At 72.1% G+C, this 25,724-nt stretch carries 26 protein-coding genes; 14 read left to right on the plus strand and 12 right to left on the minus strand.

The window, feature by feature from the left end; translation table 11 throughout:
• Positions 1 to 54: 54 nt before the first annotated feature.
• Together OOJ91_RS02180 and OOJ91_RS02185 are read right to left on the minus strand one after the other, a co-directional pair.
• On the minus strand, positions 55 to 939 hold the full coding sequence (locus OOJ91_RS02180; RefSeq protein WP_266241809.1) for a S41 family peptidase: 885 nt from the start codon (positions 937 to 939) through the stop codon (positions 55 to 57).
• An 85-nt stretch (positions 940 to 1,024) separates the two neighbouring features.
• Positions 1,025 to 1,690 (minus strand): TetR/AcrR family transcriptional regulator, encoded by a 666-nt coding sequence (locus tag OOJ91_RS02185; protein ID WP_266241811.1) that lies wholly within the window; start codon positions 1,688 to 1,690, stop codon positions 1,025 to 1,027.
• 100 nt (positions 1,691 to 1,790) lie between these two features.
• Between OOJ91_RS02185 and OOJ91_RS02190 the strand changes: the two genes are divergently transcribed.
• A complete protein-coding gene (locus tag OOJ91_RS02190; RefSeq protein WP_266241813.1) occupies positions 1,791 to 2,705 on the plus strand; it encodes an SDR family NAD(P)-dependent oxidoreductase in 915 nt (304 codons plus the stop codon).
• Between the two features lie 59 nt (positions 2,706 to 2,764).
• Here the strand turns inward: OOJ91_RS02190 and OOJ91_RS02195 are convergent, their stop codons facing one another.
• A complete protein-coding gene (locus OOJ91_RS02195; protein WP_266241815.1) occupies positions 2,765 to 3,436 on the minus strand; it encodes a DUF4396 domain-containing protein in 672 nt (223 codons plus the stop codon).
• Positions 3,437 to 3,552: 116 nt separating this feature from the next.
• A complete protein-coding gene (locus tag OOJ91_RS02200) occupies positions 3,553 to 4,644 on the minus strand; it encodes a winged helix DNA-binding domain-containing protein (RefSeq protein WP_266241817.1) in 1,092 nt (363 codons plus the stop codon).
• Between the two features lie 267 nt (positions 4,645 to 4,911).
• Here OOJ91_RS02200 and OOJ91_RS02205 point away from each other — a divergent pair, with 267 nt between their 5' ends.
• Both OOJ91_RS02205 and OOJ91_RS02210 read left to right on the plus strand, forming a co-directional pair.
• Positions 4,912 to 5,292 (plus strand): hypothetical protein, encoded by a 381-nt coding sequence (locus OOJ91_RS02205; protein WP_266241819.1) that lies wholly within the window; start codon positions 4,912 to 4,914, stop codon positions 5,290 to 5,292.
• A 13-nt stretch (positions 5,293 to 5,305) separates the two neighbouring features.
• Positions 5,306 to 6,790, plus strand: coding sequence for a hypothetical protein (locus OOJ91_RS02210; RefSeq protein WP_266241821.1), 1,485 nt, complete (start codon positions 5,306 to 5,308; stop codon positions 6,788 to 6,790).
• 19 nt (positions 6,791 to 6,809) lie between these two features.
• Here the strand turns inward: OOJ91_RS02210 and OOJ91_RS02215 are convergent, their stop codons facing one another.
• Entirely contained in the window at positions 6,810 to 7,199 is a 390-nt protein-coding gene (locus tag OOJ91_RS02215) for a hypothetical protein (RefSeq protein WP_266241823.1), read from the minus strand.
• A 176-nt stretch (positions 7,200 to 7,375) separates the two neighbouring features.
• Here OOJ91_RS02215 and OOJ91_RS02220 point away from each other — a divergent pair, with 176 nt between their 5' ends.
• The 3 genes from OOJ91_RS02220 to OOJ91_RS02230 all read left to right on the plus strand — a co-directional run bounded on the left by OOJ91_RS02220 (position 7,376) and on the right by OOJ91_RS02230 (position 9,041).
• A complete protein-coding gene (locus tag OOJ91_RS02220; protein ID WP_266241825.1) occupies positions 7,376 to 7,969 on the plus strand; it encodes a hypothetical protein in 594 nt (197 codons plus the stop codon).
• 20 nt (positions 7,970 to 7,989) lie between these two features.
• Positions 7,990 to 8,526: a hypothetical protein gene (locus OOJ91_RS02225; protein ID WP_266241827.1), complete on the plus strand. Its 537-nt coding sequence runs from the start codon at positions 7,990 to 7,992 to the stop codon at positions 8,524 to 8,526.
• A gap of 71 nt (positions 8,527 to 8,597) precedes the next feature.
• Positions 8,598 to 9,041 (plus strand): DUF5990 family protein, encoded by a 444-nt coding sequence (locus OOJ91_RS02230; RefSeq protein WP_266241829.1) that lies wholly within the window; start codon positions 8,598 to 8,600, stop codon positions 9,039 to 9,041.
• 88 nt (positions 9,042 to 9,129) lie between these two features.
• Here OOJ91_RS02230 and OOJ91_RS02235 read toward each other — a convergent pair whose 3' ends face one another.
• From OOJ91_RS02235 to OOJ91_RS02245, 3 genes are all read right to left on the minus strand, one after another.
• A complete protein-coding gene (locus tag OOJ91_RS02235; RefSeq protein WP_266241831.1) occupies positions 9,130 to 9,840 on the minus strand; it encodes a carbonic anhydrase in 711 nt (236 codons plus the stop codon).
• A gap of 812 nt (positions 9,841 to 10,652) precedes the next feature.
• Entirely contained in the window at positions 10,653 to 11,471 is an 819-nt protein-coding gene (locus OOJ91_RS02240; RefSeq protein WP_266241833.1) for an alpha/beta fold hydrolase, read from the minus strand.
• Positions 11,472 to 11,497: 26 nt separating this feature from the next.
• The gene (locus tag OOJ91_RS02245) at positions 11,498 to 12,163 is read right to left on the minus strand and encodes a DUF4097 family beta strand repeat-containing protein (RefSeq protein WP_266241835.1); all 666 of its coding nucleotides are present in this window, start codon (positions 12,161 to 12,163) and stop codon (positions 11,498 to 11,500) included.
• A gap of 241 nt (positions 12,164 to 12,404) precedes the next feature.
• On the opposite strand from OOJ91_RS02245, the gene OOJ91_RS02250 reads away from it, so the two are divergent.
• Positions 12,405 to 13,142: a helix-turn-helix domain-containing protein gene (locus tag OOJ91_RS02250; RefSeq protein WP_266241837.1), complete on the plus strand. Its 738-nt coding sequence runs from the start codon at positions 12,405 to 12,407 to the stop codon at positions 13,140 to 13,142.
• On the opposite strand, the gene OOJ91_RS02255 is transcribed toward OOJ91_RS02250, so the two are convergent.
• Both OOJ91_RS02255 and OOJ91_RS02260 read right to left on the minus strand, forming a co-directional pair.
• Complete coding sequence (locus tag OOJ91_RS02255; protein ID WP_266245230.1) at positions 13,122 to 15,185, minus strand: amylo-alpha-1,6-glucosidase; 2,064 nt, start codon at positions 15,183 to 15,185, stop codon at positions 13,122 to 13,124. The genes OOJ91_RS02250 and OOJ91_RS02255 overlap by 21 nt on opposite strands.
• 5 nt (positions 15,186 to 15,190) lie before the next feature.
• Entirely contained in the window at positions 15,191 to 15,562 is a 372-nt protein-coding gene (locus OOJ91_RS02260; protein WP_266241839.1) for an SCP2 sterol-binding domain-containing protein, read from the minus strand.
• Positions 15,563 to 16,044: 482 nt separating this feature from the next.
• Here OOJ91_RS02260 and OOJ91_RS02265 point away from each other — a divergent pair, with 482 nt between their 5' ends.
• The 4 genes from OOJ91_RS02265 to OOJ91_RS02280 all read left to right on the plus strand — a co-directional run bounded on the left by OOJ91_RS02265 (position 16,045) and on the right by OOJ91_RS02280 (position 19,384).
• Complete coding sequence (locus tag OOJ91_RS02265) at positions 16,045 to 16,995, plus strand: SRPBCC family protein (protein ID WP_266241841.1); 951 nt, start codon at positions 16,045 to 16,047, stop codon at positions 16,993 to 16,995.
• 30 nt (positions 16,996 to 17,025) lie between these two features.
• Entirely contained in the window at positions 17,026 to 18,198 is a 1,173-nt protein-coding gene (locus tag OOJ91_RS02270) for a zinc-dependent alcohol dehydrogenase (protein WP_266241843.1), read from the plus strand.
• 78 nt (positions 18,199 to 18,276) lie between these two features.
• Positions 18,277 to 18,852 carry a GNAT family N-acetyltransferase gene (locus tag OOJ91_RS02275; RefSeq protein ID WP_266241844.1) on the plus strand — a complete coding sequence of 192 codons (576 nt, stop codon included), beginning with the start codon at positions 18,277 to 18,279 and terminating at the stop codon, positions 18,850 to 18,852.
• A 145-nt stretch (positions 18,853 to 18,997) separates the two neighbouring features.
• Entirely contained in the window at positions 18,998 to 19,384 is a 387-nt protein-coding gene (locus tag OOJ91_RS02280; protein WP_266241846.1) for a DUF2267 domain-containing protein, read from the plus strand.
• A gap of 13 nt (positions 19,385 to 19,397) precedes the next feature.
• Here the strand turns inward: OOJ91_RS02280 and OOJ91_RS02285 are convergent, their stop codons facing one another.
• Together OOJ91_RS02285 and OOJ91_RS02290 are read right to left on the minus strand one after the other, a co-directional pair.
• Positions 19,398 to 20,876, minus strand: coding sequence for a glutamate--cysteine ligase (locus OOJ91_RS02285; protein WP_266241848.1), 1,479 nt, complete (start codon positions 20,874 to 20,876; stop codon positions 19,398 to 19,400).
• Between the two features lie 118 nt (positions 20,877 to 20,994).
• Positions 20,995 to 21,543, minus strand: a complete 549-nt coding sequence (locus tag OOJ91_RS02290; RefSeq protein WP_266245232.1) for a hypothetical protein — start codon at positions 21,541 to 21,543, stop codon at positions 20,995 to 20,997.
• 142 nt (positions 21,544 to 21,685) lie between these two features.
• Between OOJ91_RS02290 and OOJ91_RS02295 the strand changes: the two genes are divergently transcribed.
• From OOJ91_RS02295 to OOJ91_RS02305, 3 genes are read left to right on the plus strand one after another with little or no spacing between them, the layout of a single operon-like run.
• Entirely contained in the window at positions 21,686 to 22,810 is a 1,125-nt protein-coding gene (locus OOJ91_RS02295) for a baeRF2 domain-containing protein (RefSeq protein WP_266241850.1), read from the plus strand.
• Positions 22,803 to 24,557, plus strand: a complete 1,755-nt coding sequence (locus tag OOJ91_RS02300) for a thiamine pyrophosphate-binding protein (RefSeq protein WP_266241852.1) — start codon at positions 22,803 to 22,805, stop codon at positions 24,555 to 24,557. The genes OOJ91_RS02295 and OOJ91_RS02300 overlap by 8 nt, the downstream gene beginning before the upstream one ends.
• Before the next feature lie 49 nt (positions 24,558 to 24,606).
• Positions 24,607 to 25,713, plus strand: coding sequence for an iron-containing redox enzyme family protein (locus tag OOJ91_RS02305; protein WP_266241854.1), 1,107 nt, complete (start codon positions 24,607 to 24,609; stop codon positions 25,711 to 25,713).
• The last annotated feature ends 11 nt before the right edge of the window (positions 25,714 to 25,724 follow it).

The raw sequence follows: 25,724 nt of genomic DNA on the forward strand, positions 1-25,724 counted from the left end.
CGGCCGGGAGACGGGGGAACCGCGGCGGGACCCGGAGAGGTCCCGCCGCGCGGCCTATGCGCCCGAGATGGCCTTGAGTGCCGCGTCGAGTGCCTGGTCGGCCGGGACGGGTACGTCGGGGACCACTCCGACGCCCTCCCAGTTGGTGCCGGTGACGCTGTTGATGGTCCGGGCGGTCGGCACGGTCACGAGGATGTGTTCGGTGACCGGGTGACGGGCCGTCGGATGCGCACCACCACGTGTCGTCTCGCCGACGACGACGGCCCGGCCGTGCGCCTGAAGGGTGTACGCCACGTCCTCGCCCCCGGAGAACGTCATGGCGCTGGTGAGCACCTGCACCGGGCGGTCCACGTAGCGCGGCGCGGGCAGGTGCGCGGTCGTCCAGAACTGACGTGTGGCGCCGGTGGACCGCTCGTAGAAGTCGTTGAGGTGCACCTGGTCGTCGCGGAAGAAGTAGCTGCACCACATCGCGGCGCCCTCAGGTGTCCCGCCCGTGCACGCGCGCAGGTCGAGGATGAGCGCGGAGCTGAGGGCGACCAGTTGCATGGCGGCGCCGATCGCGGTGGCCCCTTCGTCGGCGTACGCGATGCGCCGCACGTCGATGAGCCCGACGTTCCCGTCCCTCTGCTCGACCCGGCGGATCCCCTGGTTCTCCGCCCGGAGCAGCGCGCGGAACGCGGCCTGCCCCCCGTCCTCGTCCGCCGGATCGAGCGACTGCGGCTGGTCCGTCCACAGCAGCCGCAGATGCCTGTCCGGGCAGACCTGCTGCAGGTGGGCGGTCACCGTCTCACAGAGCGCCGGCCCGTCCAGGTCGTCGTAGTCACCTGCCGCCAGTCGGCGCCGGATCGCGGCGTCGATGTCCGCGACCTTTGCTGGAAAGACGTACCCTGCCTCGATCCGGTCGAGGGCCTGTTCGATTATCTGTTCGGTGGAGAGCATGGCGGGCCACGGTAGACCGCGGACGGGCTCCTGACCATCGAATTTCGCGCACTCCCCGGCACGGGACGTCCGGAGCGCGTCGGAGTCACGAGCGCGGCAGGAAGCCCACGAGCGACGTGATGATCGCGAGCCGCAGGGCTGTCCGCAGGTCGATGTGGTGGACCGCGAGCGCCGGCTCGGACTCGTAGACGGCGAGCAGGCTCGGCGGCGGTGCGGTGTACGCCGACAGCGCGCCCGCCACGAGCAGGGCTTGCAGGCAGAACAGTTCGGCGCGCTCGCCGACCTCGGGCAGGTGCCGCCGGATGAGGTCGGCCATCACCGCGAGGTTGGCCAGTGCGGCCCGCTTGTGCCGGCGGACCACCTCGACCGAGACGTTGTGCTCAAGCACCCCGCCCTGCGCACCGAAGAGATCACACAGCACCGTCTGGGCGGCGAGCGATCGACTGAGCACGTCCGCCGTCTGCTCGGCCCGTTCCCGCGCGGAGCCGCTCGGGTCGACGCCCTCGCCCAGCTCCTGCTCCAGCTCGCCCAGCCAGGTCGTCGTCCGGTCGTCCAACAGGTCGAGCAGCACCGCTTCGCGCGACTCGAAGTAGCGCAGCACCGCCGTCTTGGCCAGGCCCACCCGCCGGCTCAGCTCGTTGAGGGTCACCTCGGCCACCGGCATCTCGTCGAGCATCGCCGAGGTCGTTTCCAGGATCGCCTGGCGCCGGACCGCACGCTGCTCCTCGCTGCGCGCCCGCTGGAAGGTCATAACGCCAACCCTAACTTAGGTACCACCAGTCCCTTGACAGCGTACCGGCGGTACTTTACCGTTCAGGCATAACTTACCGGCGGTACATTGGGAGCCTGAGATGAACTGGACCGAGCAGCAGATCCCGCGCCAGCACGGCCGGGTGGCAGTGGTCACCGGCGCCAACACCGGGCTGGGCTTCGAGACCGCCCGGCGACTCGCCGAGCGCGGGGCGTCGGTCGTGCTGGCCGTGCGCAACATCGAGAAGGGCAAGCAGGCCGCCGCCCGGATCAACGGCGACGTCTCCGTACAGGAACTGGATCTGACCTCGCTGGATTCCGTGCGCGCCGCCGCGGCCGACCTGCGCGCCGCCCACCCGCGGATCGACCTCCTGATCAACAACGCCGGCGTGATGTACAACCCGAAGCAGACCACCCGCGACGGCTTCGAGATGCAGTTCGGCACCAACCACCTGGGCCACTTCGCGCTCACCGGCCTGCTGCTCGACCTGCTGTTGCCCGTGCCCGGCTCCCGGGTGGTCACGGTCAGCAGCGTCGGGCACCGCATCCGCGCCGCCATCCATCTCGACGACCTGCAGTGGGAGCGGTCGTACAGCCGGGTTGGCGCCTACGGCCAGTCGAAGCTCGCCAACCTGATGTTCACCTACGAGTTGCAGCGCCGGCTCGCCCCGCACGGCACCACGGTCGCCGTGGCCGCACATCCGGGCGTCTCCAACACCGAACTGGTCCGCAACTCTCCGGCTGTCGTCCGCGCACCGATCACCTGGCTCGCCCCGGTGATCACGCAGCCCGCGATTGCAGGCGCGCTGCCCACCCTGCGGGCCGCCACCGACCCGTCCGTCCTCGGCGGGCAGTACTACGGCCCCGACGGTCTGGGCGAGACGCGCGGCTACCCGAAGCTGGTCACCTCCAGCCCCGAGTCCTACGACCTGACCGTGCAACAACGCCTCTGGGCCGTCTCGGAAGACCTCACCGGCGTGCGGTTCCCGGTCGGGCAGGCAGCCTTCGCGGCGTGACCGTGCCGCGAGGCGGGTGATCGGTCGCGGCGAGACCCGTCCGGGTCCCGCCGCGACCGTCAGCGTTGTCGGCCGACCTGCCAGGAGGCGGCGGGCCAGGCCGCGATGAAGCCAGCGATCAGCCCGATCTGACCGGCGAACCAGAACGTGGGGCTGTCAGGTCGCAGGGGTGGATCCGGAAAGACCATGTGGTGCGCCAACGTCAGCCACGCGAACAGCGCCACCTCGAACGCGGTGATGGTCACCAGTTCAACCTTCACGACTGTCGTCAGCGCGTGCCAGATCTGTCCGACGCTGCGGCCGGGCCCGTCGAAGAACCGGAAGAGAACAGCGATCGTCACCGCCGCCAGATAGTCACCGGCGTAGTCGATCCAGAGCGCGTGCTGGGCCCTGTCGGATCTGGCGACGGACAGGGCGACCTCGGCGACGACGAAGCCGAGCGCGCAGTGCGCGCCACAACGGGACACCTGGGTCACGATGATGCCCCGGCGAGGCCGTCGCGGCTGGTCATCCCGCCGTGGTGGCGACAGTGCCTCGGGTCTGCCCCAGTTCCAGTAGAGGCGGACGGCCGCCGGACCGACGTAGAGGCCGGTCACCAGCCAGACGATCTCCATGACCTTGACCGGCTGACGGTGCCCGTAGAGGTAGGTGTCGCCGAGGACGATCGCGAAGCTGACGACGCCGACCGCGAGCGAGGCCCAGGCGAGCGCCACGAGCCAGGTTGGCTGCATCCCCGCCCCTTCCACACGCCGGGCGCCGGTGCTCGCCGCGGCCGAGGACGCCCCCTATTCTTTCATGTCGTACTCGTGCGCACCGACGGATCGGGCGTACGTCGTGCTGGCATCCTCTAGCCGCCGAAGTTGACGCTGGCGAGCGTCACGTCGCGGTGCGCGGCGAGGTGTTCGGCCTGTGCGGTGATGGCGTCCCGCGTGCCGGCCGACAGCCGCTGCCAGGGCTGGACCGCGACCGTGAGCTTCCGGCCGGACTTGCGGGGACGCCAGGTGCCGACGAGGTCACCGTCGACCAGGACGGCGCCGGGGCGACCCAGCACCGGCCACAACTCCTTGGCGCGGGCGCTGTCCGGCACCAGCGTCGCCCGGTCCTTGGCCTGCAGGAACAGGTCGAACGGGCCGAGGAGGCGGGTGCCAGTGGTGTCGGCCGACTCCAGCGCCTCCGCGTCGGCGGCCAGCAGCGAGCGCGCCTCCCCGTCGACGGTCACCTCGATCACGTCCTCGGGCCAGCGCGCCTTCACGTCCTTCGACGGGGCGTCGAGATAGTCGGCGACCTGTTTCGGGGTGGCCGGGCCGAGCAGGCGAAGATAGGCGCGGATCAGGTCGAAGCGGTCACCAGGCGTGGCCGCCCTCCGGAACCCGACGATGCGCCGCAGGACCGGTGGTGACGTGTCCAGCTCCAGCTCGAGCCCAGCCCGCGCGGCGGCGAGCCGGAACGGCATCTCGTAGATGTGGGTGGCGTCGCACGGCCGGCAGAACCGCTGGTACGGCTCGGGCAGCACCGTGGCCAGGCGGCCGGAGACGTCTCCCTTGACGGTTGGCCTGGTGACGATGGCCCGCATGCGGATGGCCACCTCGTCGAGGGCGGTGAGGTTGGCGATACCGGCCGCCTTCAACGGCTTCGCGGCGTCGTAGATGCGCTTGCCCGCGTCGGCGTCGGAGAAGGGTTCGACAGCGGCCACCACGCGCCCCACGTCGGCCCGTCGGTAGAGGTGCGGGGCGCCGCGCACCGTCCACAGCAGGACCACCTGCTCATCGGACAAGGCGGTCACGTCGACCCCGCGGATGGCCAGCGCCCACCGGGCGCCGTCGGGGCCGGTGTTCTGCACGCCGATGTCCAGGACGACGGTGTCGGCGAGCGTGCCCTCATCCCGGTCGAGCTGCTGGGCCCGGACTCGGAAGCTCAGCACCTGATGACGGTCGACCATGCCTGCACCCTAGGGCCTGTTGCGGTGGCGTCCAGGCGCGCGTCCGTTCGCCGGCACCACCGACGACCGCCTCGCGCCATCGCCCGCACGGTGACCTGACCGGACCTGTCGCCACCCGGACACCAGCGGGCCCGCTCGCCCGCCACCTGCGTGGACGGTCACCGTCGAACCCGACATGCCGGCGCGGGAGGCCGGCGTGGGTACCCGTACGCGGTGCCCGGATGGTCCAATAGGGGCACTGTGCTGGCGTCGCTGACGGAGGTTTCCGTGGATGGTGTGGAACTGCTCGTCGCCGCCCTGACGCTCGGCGTGTCGAACGGCGTCACCGACGCGACAAGCGCTGTGGTCCGCGACGCCGCCGACAGTTTCCGGGGCCTGGTCCGCCGCCGGCTGACCGGTGCCGGCCAGGAGGCGCTACGGTCGTTGGAGACCGAGAGCACCGAATCGGGCGTCTGGCAGGTACGCCTCACCGCCGATCTCATCCGCGCCGGCATCGACCGGGACGAGCAGCTCCTCAGCCTCGCGCGGGACCTGCTGGCGCGGGCCGAGGCGCCAGGTGTCCGCACCGAGATCGGGCCGGTCGACGTGCGCGGGGCGCAGGGCGTTCAGTTCGGCAGCTCCAGCATCCAGCACAACACCTTCAACTGAGGCAGCCGGCCGGATGGGCGACAGCGGGCAGCCGGAGGACGACCGGTCGCGCGGCATCGACGCCCGCCAGGCCCGGGGCGTGCAGTTCGGCGACAACAGCCTCCAGTACAACACCTTCGCCCCGATCGTACGGTCGGCGTACCTGGCCGAGGTGCACCGGATCGCCCCGGCCGACCTGCTCGAGCGGGATGGCGAGCTGGCGCGGCTCGCGGCCTTCTGCGCCGGTGACGGGCAGCGCGCGTACCAGCGGTGGGAGGCCGCCCCGAAAGCCGGGATGACCGCGCTGCTGTCCTGGTTCGTGCTTCACCCGCCCCCGGGCGTACGCGTCGTGTCGTACTTCGCCGTCGCCGGCCGCACCGAGCGGGACACCCGCGACGCCTTCGTCAACGTGGTGCTGGAGCAGTTGGTCGAGCTGACCGACGGGTCCATGCCGGGTCACCTCACCAGGGCCACCCAGGAGGCGCACCTGCTGTCCCGGTACACCGATGCGGCCCAGGCATGCGAACGGCAGGGCGAGCGGCTGGTGCTTGTCGTCGACGGCCTCGACGCCCGGCGCAACGCCTCGGGTGTCGCGACGCTCCTGCCCGACCGGCTGGTCGGTGGGATGCGGGTGGTGCTCGGCACCGACCCCGGGTGGCGGGCCCCCGCCGACCTGCCACCGCGGCACCCGCTACGGGAACGGACCCGGCCGCACCTGCTGCCGCCGTTCGTCGGTCCCGCCGAGCGCGCCCGGCGAAAGGCCGAGGCCGCCCGACGGGCCCGGCGGGAGGCGGAGGCGGCGCGGTTGGCTGACGAGCGGGCCCGGCGGGAGGCGGAGGTCGCCCGGCGGAAAGCCGACGAGTCAGCGCGGTGGGAGGCGGAGCGCGAGCAGGCCGCCGCCGAGGAACGCCGCAACCTGCAGCGGCAGATAGACGAGTGGCAGGCCGCCGAGGCGCAACGGGTCAGCCTGGCAGCCCGGGCGGCAGCCGTGCGGCGGGCGCTGACGTTCGTCGTCGGGTGGACGGGTCTGTTCGTCCTCCTCACCTGGCTGACCCAGGGCCGGTCCGATCCGACTGTCGCGGGCATCCTGAGCGCCCAGCTCGGGGCGGGCGGGCTCGCCGCCGCGATCGTGCTCGTGCCGGCCGCGTTCCGGCTCGGTGCGGCGTACGAGGCGCGGCCGGCCTCGCCCGCCGCCTGGATCGATCGATCCCGGTACGGCCTGCTGCTGCAGTTGATCGCCTTCCCGGTGCTCGTCGTCGTGGGCGGAGGTATCGCGGCCGACTACCTCGACTTCCGCCACACCCGGCAACTGGAGCGTTCCCTCGGCATTGCCGGGGCCCTGCCCTCGTTCGACGAGGTGGTGGCCGTGTTCTTCCTGCTGCTCGTCGCGGCCGGCTGCGTCGGGGCCGGCCTGTGCCTCGCCGCGAGGGCCGCCAGGCCCTGGCACGAACGGCACCGGGAGCGGGAACGCGCGCACCGGGCAGCCGTCGGCGGCCGAAGCACCCGCCCGCGTCCCTGACGCCGACCCGGACCGTCCGTCAGGGAGCTGTCGTCCGCCCCCCGCGTCGGGCGAGCGCGTCGCGGACGGCGAAGACGACGAGCGAGAGCGGCACGAACACCCACAACTGAAGCACGGTGTAGCGGCGCAGCTCCCGGTCCGTGTCGACGCCGGCCAGCTCGGCGTCGAGGCCGCCGGGCCGCGTCAGCATGATGGCGTACGCGGACAGCGGAGCGTAGTTGAGGCCCGCCCCGACGAGCCACAGGCCGAACGCCCGGCCGCCGAGGTCGCTCGATGACGCCAACAGCCAGCTGCCCCACGCCACCATGGCGACCACGCCGACGAGGAACTCGGCCAGGATGATCCGCCGTCGACGGGTGGTGCCCCGGCTGCCGTACATGTCGATGGCCGCCAGGCGACGAACGTTCATGCGGTGATGGTGCCACCGGCCGGCAACCGTCGGCGTCGGCCGCGTCCGCTCGGTCAGCCCGTTCCCCGGGTGCGGGGACGCGGGCTCCCTCGGAGCGGGGATCCGCTGGTCGTGCCGTTCGGGCAGCGTCATTCGGGAAGGAACCCGACGCTCCCCACCGATACGGAGTACCGACAGTGACGCAGACCCGGACCGCCGACGCCGCACCGCCGTCCCGTACGCCACCGCCGCCACGATGGGCCCGCCGCGCCGGTCACGTGGCGTGGATAGCGCCCGTGGTGGGATTCATCCCGCTGCACGTGCCGTGGATCCTCGGCATCCCGCTGTTCGCCCACGCCGACCCGTTCGACGAGTGGTACCACGGTCGCGGCCCCGGCGTCGGGGATCACCCGGTCGACGGTTTCCTGGGTCTGCCGGCCGGCGCGTTCTACCTGGGTCTGCTGTGCGTCCTCGCCGGGCTGGGCGGAGTCCTGGCGCTCGGCCTGATCAGCGACTGGGGACTGACCTTCCCCCGCTGGGTGCCGTTGCTGCGCGGTCGCCGGGTGCCGCCCTGGGTGCCGCTGACGCCCACGGTGCTGGGATCGGCCCTGATGATCGGCTACTCGGTGACCCTGCCCTGGCAGTTCGCCGCCGACCTGGCACAGTCCAGCGCGGACGACATCTTCACCCCGACCGGTGTCCTGATCGGCTTGCCCCTCCTGCTGGCCTGGGCGGTCGCGTTGCCCGTGGCCGGCTGGTCCTACTACCGCCGTACCCGCGTGCGGCCCTGAAGCGGACCGCGGGCCGGGGCATGTCCCTGGTGTCGCGCCCGGATCACCCGAAGATCGTGCTGTGGGCGCCGGACTACAGTTCGAGGGTGATCAGTGCACCCCGGGAGGCGGAGGCGCGTGTCGGTCCGATCGGCGCGTTGCTCTTCCGACTGGTGTTCCTGGCCATCTGCGTGCCTGGCCCGCTCCTGCTCGCGGTCGCCGTGACGCTGGCCCCACCGCGGTCGTCCGCGGAGTTCTGGGGCCTCCTCGCCGGCGGCATCCTCGCGACGATCATCGGTGTCGGCTTCGGCGTCCTCGGGTTACGGCTGGTCAGCCGTTCACGCCGCGACGCCCGTCGGCTGTCCAGCGGTGGTGTCGCGGCGACGGCGGAGATTCTCGCGGTGACGAACCAGTCGGGCGGTGAGGAGCCCGCGCTGGCACTGCACCTGCGGATCAGCGGACCCGGGTTCGCCACGTTCGAGGCGGAAACGATCCGACCGGTCGATCCGGCTCTCGTGCCGGGCGCGGCGCTGGCTGCTGTCGTGCATCCGGTTGACCGCCTTCTTACGATCGTCTAGCGGCCACCCGGGGATGGGGTGTGCCTTCCGTCGGTGCAACCGGCGGTCGACGTGGGGAGACTGGAGGTGGCGTGCGCGTTCGGATCGAGGGCAGCGACCTCCCGGGTCGGCGCGGTGGCGCGGACGCCGACGCGCTGCGGCTCGGCAACGTGCACGTCGGGGTCCAGCGCAGGACCGAGGTGATCGACCGTGTACCGGCCGACGCGGTCGCGGCGACCTGGACGGTCGAGGTGTCCAGCCGGGAGATCGACGGGGTGCTGGACGTCGGCGGTCCGTTCGTGCACGGCCGCCCCGGCGCACGCTTTCTCTATCTGAGCTGGGGCGCGGTGACCGAGGAGGGGTTCGCGATGTTCCGGCGGGCAAAGCTGATGTTCACCGACATCCCGACGGCGCTGCTGCGGTCCGCGCACGATGGCGGCGGGCTCCTGGTCGGCAGGCTGGGGCTGACGGACGCGACCGGCGGGCCGCTGTGCGCCCGCGTTAAGCCTCCGGACGTCGTGTGGGTGGTGGAGTGACCGTCGGTCGCGGCAGCTGCCACCGGGCTGTCGCCGACCCGGTTGCCCCCGGCCGTCCGTAGCACGGACGACCGGGGAGGGGACTCGGTCAGGCGACCAGCGAGACCCGCCCGTTGTCCAGGTCGTACCGGGCGCCCACGACGCGCAGGGTGCCCTGGCGTACCTTCTCGGCGATGATCGGGCTGCGCGCGGGGAGCGCCCGCACCTGCGCCGCGATGTTGGCCCGGACGGCGTTCTCCACCGGGTCGCCGGGCTGGTCCAGCACCGGCTCGACCACGGGACGCAGGCTGTCGACGATGGTGCCGATGTGCCCGGGAGCCGTGCCGCCGGTGTGGATGGCGTCGATGGTGGCGGTGATCGCGCCGCAGCGCTCGTGCCCGAGGACGACGATCAGCAGGCTGCCGAACTCCTCCACCGCGAACTCGACACTGCCCAGCAGCAGGTCGTCGACGATGTTGCCGGCGACCCGGTTGTCGAACAGGTCACCGAGCCCCTGGTCGAAGAGGACCTCGGGCGCCACCCGGGAGTCCGCGCAGCCCACCGTGACGGCGAACGGGTGCTGGCCGGCGGCGAGGCGATGCAGGTCGTTCAATCCCTGGTGCGGGTGCCGGCCGTGACCGGTCGTGAACCGGTGGTTGCCGGCGAGCAGCCGGCGCAGCGCCTCGGCCGGCGTACCGACCGGGTCGTCGGCCGGCGGCGCGGCGGCGGCGGACGGGCTCGCCGCCGCCGCGCCGATCGCGACGGCGCTCGCGCCACCGGCGGCCAGCAGGGAACGGCGGGACAGGTGGGAAGGTGCCACGATGATCTCCCGAAGGTGAGGCGGAAGCCTCCTTCCTACCAGTCGTCCCTCCACAATGGTGACGCGCCGTCGGCATTCACTGGCCGCTTCACCGGTCCTGGCGCGGGATTACCGGCCGTGGTGCGTCGGGCGACGCGGCAGTGTAGTTCGGCGGTGGCGACTGTGGCCGTGCCAAGCGGCGGTGGTGGTGATGTGGTGGTGGTGGTGCGGTGGTGGTGGTGCGGTGGTGGTGCGGTGGCGCTCGTGCTGAGGCTGGTCTGGCAGCGGCTGAGGGGGCGCGCGGCTCCTATGGACCTGATGTCGTGAACGAATCAACGCGCGTGCCGGCCGCCGCCTGTGGTCGCGACCCGCGCCGCGCCCCCGTGCGGCCCTTGATGTCGCAAACGAATCAGCTCCAAAGGACGCGACCAACACCTCGCCCACCCACCGAGGCCCCGCCCCGGCCGCCCGGATCGCCCCCGGCCATCCAGGCCGCTCCGGGCCGCTCCTGGCCGCCCGGGCCGCTCCTGGCCGCCCGGGCCGCTCCTGGCCGCCCGGGCCGCTCCTGGCCGCCCGGGCCGCTCCTGGCCGTCCGGGCCGCCCCCGGCCGCCCGGGCCGCCCCCGGCCGTCCGGGCCGCTCCTGGCCGCCCAGGCCGCTCCTGGTCGTTCCTGGCCGCCCGGGTCATCTTCCGCCCCCCGGGTCGCCTGGCCGCCCCCCGGTCGCCCTTGTGCGCAGGCGTGCACCTGGCCCGGCCCCGTCCCGGCCGCCCGGCCGCGCGAGGCGACAGGGCAGCCGGGACCGGGACCGGGCGGGCGGCGGGCGTCGTGGCGGTCAGCGCTCCGCACTGTCGAGGGCGGCGACCTCGCGTACGGCGGTGGCGACGGCCGCGAAGTCCTTCTTGAGGATCGCGCCGTGGTTGCTGGTGACCTTCGCGCCGATCCGGATGTTCGGGTTGCGGGCGGTCACCGCGTCGAGGCTGGTGCGGATGCGTTCCTGCTCGTCACCCTTGCTGCCGAAGGACGTCCCCGACGCGACCACGTACCGCACCGGGACGGTGATGGCGTCCAGCACCGGGCCCAGCTCGCGTTCGCCGGAGAGCCGTCCCAGCTCGATGTTGCTCTCCGCCTGCTCGTCGGCGTTCAGGCGCGGGGCCAGGCCCGTCGGGCGCAGCAGCGGCAGGAACCAGCGCATCCGTCGGAACAGCTTGCGGATGCGCTGCTCCATGGCCTCGTCCAGCCAGTCGTACGGGAAGGCGCCGTCGACAAGCACCGCGCCGACGGTGCGGTCCGGGTTCCGGTGGGCCCAGTGCGCGCCGACGACAGCCCCGTAGGACCAGCCCACGAGCACCGCCCGTTCGACACCCCGGGCGGCGAGGACGGCGTCGACGTCCCGGACGGCCGCCTCGAACGAATAGTCCGCCGAGCGGCCCGATTTTCTGCCCCGGCCTCGTTCGTCGTAGGTGATGTGCCGCCACCCGGTGCCCAGTTCGGCGATGACGTGCCGCCAGTACCCCTGGGTGGCGAACTGGCCGTTGAGGTAGACCACCGGGATACCGGGGCCGCCGGAGTCGGTGACGGCCAGGGCCGTGTCGTCGACCGGCACCATGCCGGTCCACGTCGAACTGGTGGAGGAGGAATTGTTCGTCGTCATTGTCGTACTCCTGAAGGGTTGGGGTTTCAGAGGCTGCGGGCGGTGATGTCGCCGCGCGCGGTGGTGGCGTGGATGTCGAGGTCGGCGCTGCCGGTGTTGGTGAGGGCGTTGCGGACGCGGCCGTGGCCGGTGCCGGCGTCCAGGGCGGCCGAGACGCCGCCGGCGGCGGCGACCGAGATGTCGCCGGACTGGGTACGGAGCACGACCGTGCCGCGCCGGGCCTCGGCGACGTGGATGTCGCCCCGCGTCGTGCTGATCTCGGCCGGACCGTTGAGCCGACCGACCTCGACGTCGCCGTCGATCGCGGTGAGACGCACGCTCGCGGCCTCGTCGATCTTGATGTGGCGGTACGCGCCGTCGACCGTGACGTCGCCGAGGCGTCCGACACCGCGCAGCTCGGCGCTTGCGGCCCGAACCTCGACGCGGGAGTCGGCGGGCAGTCGCACGGTGACCTCCACCGAGCCGGAGGGGCCGACGAGCTGGTTGGTGGGGGCCGCGGCCGTGACCCGCAGGATCCCGTCGGCGTACGCGATGGTGGTCTTCTCGGCGGCCCGGGTGTCGCGGCTGCGGCCGGGGTCGGTGGGCCGGACCTCGACTGTGGTGTCCGCGCGGTCGGCGGCGATGAACTGGACGCGCCCGGCGGGAATGTCCAGGACTGCGGAGATGGGGGCGGGGGTCGGGAAGCTCTGCATGGTGGTCTCCGGTGCTCGTTTCGGCGTTTCCGATGAGTGAAACGCTACGTTGCTTTCCACTTTGAGGCAACGGACTCGTTGCGTCAGTGCGCCGTTTGTGCAGCTAGACAGGGGGAAACTGTTGCAACAGGATGGGGGGTAACGCAACGCATTGCCGTCCCGCCATTGCAATCGAATGACGGTGAACGCTATGGTGGGAGCGCACGCGGGCCACTACGAATCACCAGGGAGGGAGATCGCGATGCCGGGAGGCAGACTCACCCAGCAGGAACGCCAGCAGATCGCGCTGGGGCTGGCCGACAGCCTGCCGTACGCCGAGATCGCCCGGCGGCTCGACCGTCCGACCTCGACTGTCACCCGCGAGGTGCTGCGCAACGGCGGCCCGAACGCCTACCGCGCCGACCTTGCCCACCGCGCCACGGAGCGCCGCGCCCGCCGACGCGCGCCCGCCACCGCCCGAGCGGCCGAGTCTGCCCCGCAGCCGCACGGCCGTGACGTCGAGGCCGTCGCCGAGTACGCGGAGACGTTCACGACAGTCCTCATGGCCTCGGGCCTGAACAAGATGTCGGCCCGGGTGCTGACCTGCCTGTTCACCACCGACACGGGCAGCCTCACCGCGTCGGAGCTCGCCCGACGCCTCCAGGTCAGCCCGGCGTCCATCTCCAAGGCGATAGCCTTCCTCGAGAGCCAGAGCCTCGTACGCCGAGAGCGCGACGAGCGCCGCCGCGACCGCTACGTCGTCGACAACGAGCTCTTCTACCAGGCGACGATCGCCAGCGCCCGCGCCAACGACCAGGTCGTCGCGACGGCTCGCCAGGGCGTCGCCGTCCTCGGCCCGCACACCCCCGCCGGCGCCCGCCTGGAGAACATCGCCCGGTTCCTGGACTTCATGAGCGAGAGCATCACCCGCGCCGCCGAACAGGCCCGCGACGTCCTGCACAGCGGCCCCATAGGACCGTCAGGCGATTCCGCCGGTTGACGCCGGCCGGTCGGGCCGATGGCGGGCGAACGCGTCGACGCGGCCCCAACGGCCGGGAATGTCCAGCAGAGCGACCCGGGCGAAGGCGGACGGCAACGCGGGATTCACGGCGAGGTGGTCGTCGTGCGGGTCGATTCCGAGCATCGTGCGCAGCAGCAGCATGGGCGCCCCGCTGGACCACGCCTGCGGGCTGCCGGCGGTCGGGTACCGCACCGGGTACCGGGTGGTGCCGCGGTCGAACCCACCGAACGCCTCGGGCAGCCGACCCTGGAAGTAGGTCGCGGCGGAGAGTATCCCCTCGGCGATGCGACCCGCCTCGGTGGTGAACCCGTACCGGCGCAGACCCCACGCGATGAACGAGTTGTCGAACGGCCAGACGGTGCCGTTGTGGTAGCCGAGCGGGTTGTAGCGGCCCTGCCCCTCGGCGAAGGTCCGGACCCCCCAACCCGAGAAGAGCGCCGGACCCATCAGGTGCTCGGCGACCCGCGCGGCCCGCTCGGGTGGCACGATGCCGCTCCAGAGCAGGTGCCCGATGTTTGAGGAGAGGCTGTCGACAGGGGTCCCGTCGTGGTCGAGCGCGAGGGCGTAGTAGCCCCGGTCGTCGAGCCAGAAATCGCTGTTGAAGCGCTCGAACAGCGCTGCCGCCTCGCGTTCCAGCCGGTCGGCGTAGTCGGGGTCGCCCCAGAAGGTACGCGCCAGCCGCGCTCCGCGGATCTTGGCGTCGTAGGCGTACCCCTGGGTCTCGCAGGTGGCCCTGGGGAATCCGGGCAGCCGGCCGTCGGCGTAGGAGATGCTGTCCCAGGAGTCCTTCCAGCACTGGTTGTCCAGGCCGGTGGCACGGTTGCGTTTCTGGTACCAGACGTAGCCGGTCGACGTCAGGTCGGCGTACGTGTCGATCCAGGTCAGGGCCGCCCGAGCCTCCTGCTCCAACTCCATCACCAACGCGGTGTCGCCGCTCCACCGTTCGTACTCGTCGAGCAGCACCACGAACAGCGGTGACGCGTCGACGGTGCCGTAGTAGGGGGAGTGCGGCTGCTCCTCGAACGCGGCCGACTCCCCGTAGCGCAGCTCGTGCAGGATCCGGCCGGGATCCTCCTCCAGGACGTCGTCGGTCCGGGCGCCCTGCAACGACCCGAGGATCCGCAGCGTCGGCGGGGCCAACGACGGCGTGACGGGCAGGGTTTGCAGGCAGGTCAACAGGCTGTCGCGGCCGAACAGGGTCATGAACCAGGGCAACCCGGCCGCGGGTACTGTCGCGCCGCCGAGCGAGAGCGGCGCGAAGCGCAGCGCCGCCAGGTCCACCAGGCTGCGGTGGTACACCTGCTGCAACGCCGGGCTCTCGGTGTCCAGTGTCGGGGCCTGCGCGACCCACTCCCGCACGCTGTCCGGCAGGGTGGAGTCGTTCGGCCGCTGCGCCCGCAGGGCGTCCCGCAGGTCCACGCCGTCCGGGCGCAGCGCCCGCATGCCGGCCTGCAACTGGGTGGTCCACTGCTGCCCGGGTTGCAGGCGCACCGCGAACCGCAGGCCGCCCGGGTCGACGGTGGCCCGCTCGCTCGCCGACACGACCACCTCCCGCCGGTACGTGCCGCGCCGGTAGCCCAACCGCAGCTCGTTCCCGTCGACCTGGGTGTAGTAGGTGCCCGCCTTGTCGTGGATGTCGAACTTGATCTCGAAGATGTCGGCGAAGTCTGCTGCCACCTCCAGGCGTACGTCCAGGTCGACGACCCCCTGGCCGTAGTTGAAGATCGTCAGCGACTCGGTCAGGTCCGGACCGATGCGGCGCCGCCGGATGCCTGACACGTCCGCCTCGACGTAGTCGACGGCCCCGCCCGGTGCCACGAAGAACGTGACCTCGTAGTACTGGCTGTCGTCCACCGACAGGGCGGCCATGCGTTCACCGTTGACGGTGAGCACCCAGCGGGACAGGAAGCGGGTGTCGGCGGCGAACAGCCCAACCGGCGCGGCCGAGGAGGACTCCACGTCCCCACTGGCGTCCGACACGATGAACGTGTTCCCGTCGATACACGACACGGTGCCCGGGATGTCCCTCACGACGTACTGCTCGACGTCGGCGATTCGGTCCGCTCCCCGCCGCCTTCCGTGCGGGGAAACAGCCGTCCGAGCCGCAACGCCAGACCGAGGTCACCGTCGACCAGAATCTCGCCGCGGGTGATCGCCGCCAGCCCGTTGACCTCCCCGCGCGCCATCGCGTCCGCGACCGGCACGGACACACGGATGACCGTGTCCGCGGGCTCGGCGCTCCTCTGCACCTCCATGTGGCCGTGGTCGATGATCAGGAGCCACTGCTCCAGGTCGTTTCCGTCACCGATGTCGAAGCGCACGCTTCCACACACCTTGCTGAAACGCGGATCCTGGCAGGCAGCAGCCAGCCGATCGAAGAAGGCGCTGGTGGCCGTCATCCCACCCTCCCGGGCGCGCGCTGGTAGAAGCGGATGCCGGCTACCCGCTGCGGGCCGCTGTTAACGCTTCCGGGCGGGCCTCGTTCAGGCCACCCAGACATTGGGGCTCGGCGGAATTCGAGTGTCGGCGTGGCACGAGCACCACACACAATGGCGGCCATGGCGCGACGGGGTGCCCTGCGTGGTGGCGGCCTTGATCGGCGTGCTCGTCCTGGCGCTGGCGACCCTCGGGCTGCTCACCGTCATCCGCTGGGCGCTGTGGACTGCCGTGGTGCAGTTGGAGATCTTGGAAGGAAACCGCCCCTGTGGGGGCCGAACACTTCCACGATCTCTCGGCCGGGTGCGGCCGGGCGGCCGATCGCGGCACGGATCGGACCTTCTGCCCTGAAGCGGGCGCATGGGGTGGGCGTACCGCATAGCGTCACGGGGGCGGAACGACCGCCGCTGCGTGGGCGGTCACGCCGACCGGAAGGGGACCGAGCATGAACCGTGTCGACGATGTGCTCCTGCCGGAGCTGGACGGGCCGGTGCCGGCGACCCTGCCGCGGGCGTTGGGCCTGGTGAGCCTGGCCCTGGGCGTGGGCGCCCTGGCCGCGCCCCGATCCCTCGCGCGGCTGACCGGGGTGGACGACTCCCCGGGAGCGCAGGAGGTCATTCCCGCCGTCGGCGCACGCGAGCTGGTGCACGCCGTCGGTCTGCTCACCGGCCGCCGCCCCGCCGGCTGGGCGTGGACGCGGGTGGCCGGTGACGCGCTCGACCTCACCCTGCTGAGCCGGGCGATGGCCGACAGTCGTGGTGAACGACGGCGGCGCGTGGCGCTGACGACCGCCGCGGTCGCCGGCATCGCCGCCCTGGACACTGCCGTCGCCATCGCCGCCGGCCGCGCCCGACGGGCCCGCGCCCGGGTGATCCGGATGGAGATCGCGGTGACAGTGAACCGGTCGCCCGCCGAGGCGTACCGGTTCTGGCGCGACATGGAGAACCTGCCGACGTTCATGGCGCACCTGGAGTCCGTACGCGCCGACGACCTGCGCCGCTCCCACTGGGTCGCCCGCGGCCCGGCCGGACGCCACGTCGAGTGGGACGCCGAGATCATCGACGATCAGCCGAACAGGTCGATCACCTGGCGCTCGCTGCCCGGCACGAGGGTGGCCAACTCCGGGCGGGTCCGGTTCGTGCCCGCCCCCGGCGACCGGGGCACCGAGGTGCGGGTGCACCTGCGCTACGCGCCCCCGGCCGGCGCGCTGGGCCGGGCGGTGGCAAAGCTCTTCGGCGAGGAGCCCGAGCAGCAGGTCCGCGACGACCTGCGCCGGTTCAAGCAGGTGCTGGAGGCCGGCGAGGTGGTCCGCTCCGAGGGCAGCCCGAACGGCATCTCCGTACGCCAGCAGGCCATGCAGCGGCCCGCCCAGCCGCTGCCGGCGTCCCGTCGCTGACCACCCACGCCGTCGAGAGGGATCCCGCAGATGAAGGCCACCGCCTGGATGGGCGCCGACAGCGTCAAGGTGATCGACGTGCCCGATCCGACGATCATGAACGCCCGCGACGCGATCGTGAAGATCAGCACCACCGCGATCTGCGGTTCCGACCTGCACCTCTACCACGGCTACATCCCCGCGATGCGCAGGGGAGACATCCTCGGCCACGAGTTCATGGGCGAGGTGGTGGAGGTGGGCCCGCAGGTACGCAACCTCAAACCAGGCGACCGGGTGGTGGTGCCGTTCCCGATCGCCTGCGGGCACTGCTCCTCCTGCCAGCGCGGCCTGTACTCGGTGTGCGAGAACTCCAACCCCAACGCCGGGATCGCCGAGAAGGTCATGGGCCACTCGCCGGCCGGCATCTTCGGCTACTCCCACCTCCTCGGCGGGTACGCGGGCGGCCAGGCCGAGTACGCCCGGGTGCCGTTCGCCGACGTCGGCCCGCTCAAGGTGCCCGACGACATCCCTGACGACCAGGCGGTCCTGCTCGCCGACGTCTTCCCGACCGGCTACATGGGCGCCGAGATGTGCGACATCAGGCCGGGGCAGGTCATCGCCGTCTGGGGCGCCGGACCGGTCGGGCTGCTCGCCGCCGCCAGCGCCCGGCTGCTCGGCGCGGAGCGGGTGATCGTCATCGACCGGTTCCCGTACCGGCTGCGGCTCGCCGAGGAGCACGCCGGCGCCGAGACGATCAACTACGACGAGGCCGACGTGTTGGACACCCTCAACGAGATGACCGCCGGCCGCGGACCGGACGCGTGCATCGACGCGGTCGGCCTTGAGGGTCACCACGGCAACGCGGCCCTGTACGCGTACGACCGGGCCAAGCAGGCCACGCGGACCGAGACGGAACGGCCCTTCGCGCTGCGCGAGGCGATCCTGGCCTGCCGCTCCGGCGGGGTGGTGTCGGTCGTCGGCGCGTACGGGGGTGTCGTCGACAAGTTCCCGATGGGCGCGTTCATGAACCGGTCACTGATCATGCGGACCGGTCAGTGTCACGTGCAGCGCTACACGCGGCCGCTGCTGGAGCGCATCCAACGCGGCGAGATCGATCCGAGCTTCATCGTCAGCCACCGCCTGCCGCTGCGGGACGCCCCGAAGGGCTACAAGATCTTCCAGAAGAAGCAGGACGACTGCACGAAGGTGCTCCTCACGGTCTGACCTGCCGCGCTCGGAGGCGCCGACTCCCTCCCGAGGTGTCCGGAACGAAACCCCGATCGAACGGTTAGCGTTCCCGGGATGGACAGTGTGGACGGTGGCGCGCCGGCGCCCGGGGACGACGTCGACGTTCGGCTGCGACCGGTCGCCCAGCCGGACCTGGCGATGTTTCGGCGATTCTGTACCGAGCCCGGCCTGATCGGGTTGGACTGGGCCGGTTTCCGTGATGCCGGCGCCCCGGCCCGACGGTTCGCCGTCGACGGCTGGCTCGGCGCCGACGACGGGCGGCTCGTCGTCGAGGTCGAACAGGCTCAGGCCGCGGTCGGCATCGTCAGTTACACCTCCGGGCGCTACGCCGGGCTGGCGTCGTACTGGGAGATCGGCATCGTGCTGCTCCCGGAGTGGCGCGGCAGGGGCATCGGGTGGCGAGCCCAGGCCATGCTCTGCGACTACCTGTTCCACCACACACCGGCGCAGCGCGTCCAGGCCGGCACCCACCCGGAGAACATCGCCGAGCAGCGGGCGCTGGAGAAGGCAGGCTTCCAGCTCGAAGGTGTTGTCCGGGCCTGCGAGTTTCGGGCCGGCGCATGGCGCGACGGGTATCTCTACAGCCGGCTGCGCGACGATCCACCGCCCGCGACGCCCGTCCAGGGGTGATTCCGCTCCCGTCTGCCGCCACTCCGGCTTGTTCAGCACCGATCACCGCTTCCCGGCGACCCTGTTTGTGCTCGGCGACCCGGGGAAACCGCCCCGTTCGCCCGGCGGGCCACACGGCCGGTCGAGGAGACGAAGGGAGCGGTTCATGGAGTACGAGCAGATGATCGCCACGGTCCGGCAGCGCGCCGACCTCGGAGAGAACGAGGCCGTACGTTCCGTGCAGGCCGTCCTGTCGGTGCTCGGCGAACGGCTGGCCGGACAGGAGGCCGACAACCTCGCGGCCCAGTTGCCGGAGCGACTGAACGGGTCGGTGACCCGCAATCCGCAGGGCCGCCGGTGGGACATCGGCGACTTCCTGAAGCACGTCGGCGACCGGGAGCAGGTCGCGAACGCGGACCAGGTGCGTCAACACGCTCAGGCGGTGCTGCGTACCGTCGCCGAGGCCCTCGACGACGACGAGCGACACGACCTGCTCGCCCAGCTTCCCGGCGGCATCACCGACCTCTTCGGTGTGCCCACGCCGCGCGGCTGACCGCGGCCTCGCGTCAGGGGATCGGCCACTCGTGCACCGGGCGGTTGCTGTGCATCAGCGTCACGTAGTGCCGGACCACCTCGCGCAGCGCCTCCGGCCGGTCCAGGTGGTCGGCGGACTCCAATCGGTGCAGCGTCTCCACCTGCCAGGTCGCGCCGTTGCGGCTGGTCAGGCAGCGCTGCTCGATGACGCCGAGCAGCCGGTCGCGCTCACCCGGGTCGAGGCCCCACCGGTCCAGGCCGTGGTGCGCCATCGGCAACAGCCGACGCAGCACCAGTTCGGTGACCGGCAGATAACCGAGGCCGGGCCAGAAGACCTGCGCGTCGATGCCGTGCCGGGCGCAACTGGTGAAGTTCTCCTCGGCGGCGCTGAACGACATCTGTGACCACAGTGGCCGGTCCGACTCAGCCAGGGCGCGGACCAGTCCGAAGTAGAAGGCGCCGTTGGCGATGGTGTCCAGCACTGTCGGCCCGGCCGGCAGCACCCGATTCTCCACGCGCAGGTGCGGCCGGCCGCGCGACACGTCGTACACGGGGCGGTTCCAGCGGTAGATCGTGCCGTTGTGCAGCCGCAGCTCGGCCAGGTTGGGCACCTCGCCCGCGGCGAGGGTCTGCGCAGGGTCCTGCGGGTCGCACACCGGCAGCAGCGCCGGGAAGTAGCGGACGTTCTCCTCGAACAGGTCGAACACGCTGGTGATCCACCGTTCGCCGAACCAGACTCTGGGGCGTACACCCTGGGCTTTGATCTCTTCCGACCGGGTGTCGGTGGCCTGCTGGAACAGCGGGATGCGGGTCTCGCGCCACAGCTCCCGGCCGAAGAACAGCGGCGCGTTCGCGCCCAACGCCACCTGGATGCCGGCGACCGCCTGCGCGGCGTTCCAGTAGTCGGCGAACTGCGCCGGGCTGACCTGCAGGTGGAACTGGGTGCTGGTGCAGGCCGCCTCCGGCGTGATCGTGTCGGCGGTGACCGCCAGGCGCTCCACGCCGCTGATGGCGATGGGCAGGTCCTCGCCCCGCGCGGCGAAGATCTGCTCGTTGAGCAGTTTGTAGCGGGGGTTCGCCGAGAGCGTCTCGGCGGTCAGGTGCTCCGGGCGCAGCGTCGGCAGGATGCCGATCATGACCATGTGCGCGCCGAGCGTCCGCGCCTTCTCCTCGGCGGCGTTGAGGCTGGCCCGCACGTACTCCTCGAACTCGGCGGTGCCGGTGCCCGTCAACCGGCGCGGGGGCACGTTGATCTCGACGTTGAACTGACCCAGCTCCGTCTGGAAGCTCGGGTCCTCGATGGCCGCCAGCACGTCGGCGTTGCGCATCGCCGGGTTCGACGCCTCGTCGACGAGGTTCAGCTCGATCTCCACACCGGTCATCGGCCGGTCGATGTCGAACCGCGACTCGCGCAACATCTCGGCGAAGACGTCCAGGCAGTTGCGCACCTTCTCGCGATAGCGGGCCCGGTCCTCCCGACTGAACGTCCGTACGCCGACATCTTCGCCCATGGTCACCACCCTGTCACCGCTGGTATCCCCCAAACCTCGCACGCGGCCGGCGGGAGGGGGAAGACCCGAGGGTTCTTTCCTACCCAGTGGTGGGCCCGGTGACCCCTGTCGCGCCGGCTCAGGTCAGCGCGGAGCAGGCCACCACGCCGGCGAGCAGCAGCGCGCCCAGCACCGCCTGCAACAGCAGCGGCGGGCCGAGGTGCGACCAGAGCGTCGCGGTACGCGGGGTGAGCAACTGCCCGGTGGTGAGGTTGACGATCTTCTCGATGCGGGGCGGCAACTCCGGATCGCGCTGGGGGCGCAGGGTGAGCTGCACCTGATCCGCCGGGTGCAGGGCGCTCTGCGGCAGGTGCCCGTGCATCTCCACCTCGCAGAGCTGACCGGCGGTGTTGCGGACGCGGACCGGCGTCACCAGATATTCCGGCCCCTGCTTCAGCTCCTTCCAGCGCCGACGTGTGCCACCGCCGCCGAACGAGAAGAGCGCGCGGAGCAGCAGGGCCGGCAGCCTGGCGAACGCCGCCGCGGCGAGCACCGCGACAAGCACCGGTTGGCCCACGCGTATCTCCCGCGTGTAGCCGTCGAGCAGGCGGATCAGCCGCCCGGTGACGATCCGCTCCGTCGGGTGCACGATCCGTCGGGTATCGAGTCCGCTGTCCATCCCCACCACCGAGAGTCCGCTTGTGTTCACTGATCGTATCGATGTCCCCGGTTGAACGACGTGAATGAAACCTGGTCACGGGCTCACGGCCACGAGGTGACATCCCGGGCGAGCAGGGTAAGCGGGGGGCCGAGCTGGAAAGGGGTCGAGCATGCAGCTGTCCTTCCTGCGCCCGCTCTACGACCGACCCGGGCCGTGGTGCTCGGTGTACCTGGACGCCTCCGCCGACACGGAGGACGCCAAACCGGCGCTGGACCTGCGCTGGCGTGCCCTGGAACGTCGCCTGGCCGACCAGGGGGCGGACGAGGCGAGCATCGCCGCGCTGGACCGGGTGATCCGGGGTCACGACCCGATGGTCGGGGACTACGGCCTGGCCGTCTTCGCCAGCCACGGGCGGGTGGTGCTCTCCGAGTACCTGTCCGCGCCGCCGGCGCGCGACCTGGCCAGTTTCGACCCGTTGCCGCACGTGATGCCGCTGCTCGCCCAGCGCGGCGAGCAGGTGGCCTGGGTCCGGGTGGTGGCCGACCGTACCGGCGGCGACGCGATGGCGGTGAGCGCGGGCGGGGTGCCCCGGCGGGCGCACGTCGCCGGCCGGGACAGCTTCCCGCTGAGTCGCGTGCAGCCCGGCGGATGGTCCCAGTCGCGCTATCAGCGCGCCGCCATGGAGGCGTGGCACCAGAACGCCGGCGACGTGACCGCCGCGACAGTTCAGCTGGCCGACCGGGTCGGCGCGGACGTGGTGGTGGTGGCCGGTGACGTCCGCGCCACCGGGATGATCGCCGCCCAGATGCCGGAGCGCTGGCAGGACCTGGTGGTGCGGACCGACGCCGGTTCCCGGGCCGGCGGCGCCGACCAGACCATGCTGGACGACCTCACCGTGCAGACCATCGCGGAGGTCGCCGACCAGCGGATCACCGCCGCGCTGGACCGGTTCGGCGTGCAGGAGGACGTCGGCGCCGGCCTCGACGCGGTCGTCTCGGCCCTGCAACGCAACCAGGTCGACACCATGCTCATCGTCGACGACCCGTCGGCGAACGGGCAGCTGTGGATCGGCCCGGAGCCGACCGAGATCGCCGTCGACCCCGGGCAGCTCTCCGCGATGTCTGTCGACGACCCACTTCGGGTACGCGCCGACGCGGCGCTTGTCCGCGCGCTGGTCGGCACCGACGCGGCGTTGACAGTGCTCGGCGCGGACGAGGCGCCCGAGCTCACCGACGGCGTCGGCGCGGTGCTGCGCTACGTCGACGAAGGCACCCCGGGGCGCGGCAATGGCTGAGCGCCGCGTCGCGGACCTGGTGGTGGAGCGGCTGCGGGCGTGGCGGGTTCCGCGCGCCTTCGGCTACCCCGGTGCGGCGATCGCCCCGCTGGTCGAGGCGCTGGACCGCTCCGGAGGTGACCCGGCGTTCGTCCCGGCCCGGCACGAGGAGACCGCCTCGTTCATGGCCACCGGGCACGCCAAGTTCACCGGCGGCATCGGCGTCTGCCTGGCCACCCAGGGGCCCAGCGCTGTGCAACTGCTCAACGGCCTGTACGACGCGAAGCTGGACAGCAAACCGGTCGTGGCGATCGTCGGCGAGGACGTCACAGGCCCGCTGGGCGGCGCGCACCAGCAGATCGGGCTGAGCCGGCTCTTCGGCGACGTGTGCAACCAGTTCGTCCAGTACGGCCGCAGCCCGCAGAGCGTACCGGCGCTGCTGGACCAGGCGTTCCGCACCGCGGCGGCGACCCGCAGCCCGACCTGCGTGGTGCTGCCCCGGCACCTGCAGGAGGCCCTGGTGCCCGACCTGGGGACGCACGCGGTCGGCGTGATCACGGCGACCCCCGGCGAGCCGTTGGCCCGGGTGCTGCCGCACGAGGCGGACCTCGACGCCGCCGCGCAGGTGCTCGGCAACGGCCAGCGCACCGCGATCCTGGTGGGTCACGGAGGCCGAGGGGCGGCCGCCGAGATCATCGAGCTGGCCGACCGGCTCGGCGCCGGGGTGGCCACCTCGCTGCTGGGCAAGCCGGTCCTCGACGAGCGACTGTCCTTCCACGCCGGGGTGCTCGGCGAGGTCGGCACGCCGGCCGCCGCCGAGCTGATGGGCGGCTGTGACACGCTGCTGCTGGTCGGCACCAACGACCCGTGGACCGACTACTTCCCCATGCCCGACCAGGCGCGCACCGTGCAGATCGACATCGACGGCACCCGCATCGGCAGCCGGTACCCGGCCGACGTGCCACTTGTCGGAGACGCCGCCGAGACGCTGCGCGCGCTGCTGGCCCGGGTGCCCTCCCGACCGCATCAGCAGTGGCGTGACACGGTGGAGAGCGCTGTCGACAGGTGGCGTGCGACTGCCGCCGACCGGGCCGCCGCGCCCGCCGAGCCGATCAACCCGCAGCTCGTGCTCCAGGAACTCTCCACCCGGATCCCGCAGACCGGCTCGGTAGCGGTCGACGTCGGCTCGGTCCTCTACTGGTACGCCCGGCACCTCGTCCTGCCGCCCGGGGTGAACGCGCAACTGTGCGGCACCCTCGGCTCGATGGGCTGCGCCCTGCCGTACGCGGTGGCCGCCAAGCTCGCCGCACCCGACCGGCCGGTGATCGCGCTGCTCGGCGACGGGGCCATGCAGCTCAACGGCCTCGCCGAGCTGATCACGGTGTCGCACCACTGGCAGCGGTGGGCCGACCCACGGTTGGTGGTGCTCGTGCTCAACAACCGCGACCAGAACGGCATGGGCGGTGGCCGGGAGCCGTCGTCGGATCCCACCCACCGTCGCCCGGACGTGCCGTACGCCGGTTGGGCCCGCCTGCTCGGGCTGCACGGTGTCCGGGTGGACCGCCCGGAACTGGTAGGCGCCGCCTGGGACGAGGCGCTCGCCGCCGACCGCCCCTGCGTCCTGGAAGCGGTCGTCGACCCGGCGGTGTCGTTGGCGCCGCCGGAGCCGGCCTTCGCCGACCTGCGCGGGCTGTACGCCGAGGGGGAGCCCGCCCGGCGGGTCCGCGAGCAGGTGGAGCAGGCCGTGGCAGTGGACGATCTCGTTTAGGCGTATCCGCCCGGGGCATCAGTAGCGGCCCGACGACGCTGGAGGTCACATGCCGGAGCCCGCCGACCGCCTTTACGGTCCCGCGCCCCTGCCGCAGCCGCGCGGTCCGCTGTCCGCCGCGGTGACCGACGCGCTGCGCCGGCCGCCGCACGACCTGCCGCCCGGCCTGGGCGTCGACCTCGACCCTGCCGACCCGTTCGGCGACGAGGACCTGCAACTGACCCTGTTCCTCTGCTACGAGCTGCACTACCGGGGCTGGGCCGGGGTGGACGAGGGTTGGGAGTGGCAGCCCACGCTGCTGGCGCTGCGGGCCCGCGCCGAGCGGCCGTTCGAGGCGGCGCTGCGCCGGCTTGCCGGCGCTCCGGCGGTGCCGGCCGGCGGTGTCGCGGCCGGGTTGGGAGAGCTGGTCGCTGCCGACGACGGGCCGTCGCTGGCCGCCACGCTCCAGCGGCACGCCGACCTCACCCAGTTCCGCGAGTTCGTCGCCCACCGCTCCGTCTACCACCTGCGCGAGGCGGACCCGCACAGTTGGGCGCTGCCCCGCCTCGGCGGTCCCGCCAAGGCCGCCCTCGTCGAGATCCAGACCGACGAGTACGGCAACGGCCGGCTGGACCGGATGCACGCCGAGCTGTTCCGGCGCACCCTCGACCGGTTGGGTATGGACACCGGCTACGGCGCCCACCTGGACGCGGTGCCCGCGGTGACGCTGGCGACAAACAACCTGATGTCGCTGTTCGGGCTGCACCGACGGCTGCGCGGCGCGCTGCTCGGGCACCTGGCGGCCTTCGAGATGACCTCGTCCCTGCCGAACCGCCGCTACGGCAACGGCCTGCGTCGGCTCGGCCTCGACGAGGTGGCCACCCGCTTCTACGACGAGCACGTGGAGGCCGACGCGGTGCACGAGCAGATCGCCGCGCACGACCTGTGCGGCGGCCTGGTCCGTGCCGAGCCGGCGCTCGCCCCCGACGTGCTCTTCGGCGCGGCGGCGGCGCTCGCCGTGGACCGGCTGTTCGCGGCACACCTGCTGGGCAGTTGGGCGGCCGGCCGCACCTCACTGCGGTCGCCACTGCCGCCAACCGTGCCGCCGACCGTCTCGCTCGCCGTGGGAGCGTCCACCGCTGTGACTTCGCCGGCTGCCCGGCCTGTCGTCGTCTGACGGCCTCGGCG

It is taken from the genome of Micromonospora lupini, assembly GCF_026342015.1.
Taxonomy (GTDB): Bacteria; Actinomycetota; Actinomycetes; order Mycobacteriales; family Micromonosporaceae; genus Micromonospora; species Micromonospora lupini_B.

Coding starts and splice junctions, on each gene's coding strand:
- OOJ91_RS02245 (WP_266241835.1), bottom strand. CDS start 12,163: ATGCAGAGCTTCCCGACCCCCGCCCCCATCTCCGCAGTCCTGGACATT.
- OOJ91_RS02225 (WP_266241827.1), top strand. CDS start 7,990: ATGTCCCTGGTGTCGCGCCCGGATCACCCGAAGATCGTGCTGTGGGCG.
- OOJ91_RS02240 (WP_266241833.1), bottom strand. CDS start 11,471: ATGACGACGAACAATTCCTCCTCCACCAGTTCGACGTGGACCGGCATG.
- OOJ91_RS02250 (WP_266241837.1), top strand. CDS start 12,405: ATGCCGGGAGGCAGACTCACCCAGCAGGAACGCCAGCAGATCGCGCTG.
- OOJ91_RS02295 (WP_266241850.1), top strand. CDS start 21,686: ATGCAGCTGTCCTTCCTGCGCCCGCTCTACGACCGACCCGGGCCGTGG.
- OOJ91_RS02285 (WP_266241848.1), bottom strand. CDS start 20,876: ATGGGCGAAGATGTCGGCGTACGGACGTTCAGTCGGGAGGACCGGGCC.
- OOJ91_RS02305 (WP_266241854.1), top strand. CDS start 24,607: ATGCCGGAGCCCGCCGACCGCCTTTACGGTCCCGCGCCCCTGCCGCAG.
- OOJ91_RS02180 (WP_266241809.1), bottom strand. CDS start 939: ATGCTCTCCACCGAACAGATAATCGAACAGGCCCTCGACCGGATCGAG.
- OOJ91_RS02260 (WP_266241839.1), bottom strand. CDS start 15,562: ATGACGGCCACCAGCGCCTTCTTCGATCGGCTGGCTGCTGCCTGCCAG.
- OOJ91_RS02185 (WP_266241811.1), bottom strand. CDS start 1,690: ATGACCTTCCAGCGGGCGCGCAGCGAGGAGCAGCGTGCGGTCCGGCGC.
- OOJ91_RS02210 (WP_266241821.1), top strand. CDS start 5,306: ATGGGCGACAGCGGGCAGCCGGAGGACGACCGGTCGCGCGGCATCGAC.
- OOJ91_RS02270 (WP_266241843.1), top strand. CDS start 17,026: ATGAAGGCCACCGCCTGGATGGGCGCCGACAGCGTCAAGGTGATCGAC.
- OOJ91_RS02280 (WP_266241846.1), top strand. CDS start 18,998: ATGGAGTACGAGCAGATGATCGCCACGGTCCGGCAGCGCGCCGACCTC.
- OOJ91_RS02275 (WP_266241844.1), top strand. CDS start 18,277: ATGGACAGTGTGGACGGTGGCGCGCCGGCGCCCGGGGACGACGTCGAC.
- OOJ91_RS02215 (WP_266241823.1), bottom strand. CDS start 7,199: ATGAACGTTCGTCGCCTGGCGGCCATCGACATGTACGGCAGCCGGGGC.
- OOJ91_RS02265 (WP_266241841.1), top strand. CDS start 16,045: ATGAACCGTGTCGACGATGTGCTCCTGCCGGAGCTGGACGGGCCGGTG.
- OOJ91_RS02190 (WP_266241813.1), top strand. CDS start 1,791: ATGAACTGGACCGAGCAGCAGATCCCGCGCCAGCACGGCCGGGTGGCA.
- OOJ91_RS02200 (WP_266241817.1), bottom strand. CDS start 4,644: ATGGTCGACCGTCATCAGGTGCTGAGCTTCCGAGTCCGGGCCCAGCAG.
- OOJ91_RS02195 (WP_266241815.1), bottom strand. CDS start 3,436: ATGCAGCCAACCTGGCTCGTGGCGCTCGCCTGGGCCTCGCTCGCGGTC.
- OOJ91_RS02300 (WP_266241852.1), top strand. CDS start 22,803: ATGGCTGAGCGCCGCGTCGCGGACCTGGTGGTGGAGCGGCTGCGGGCG.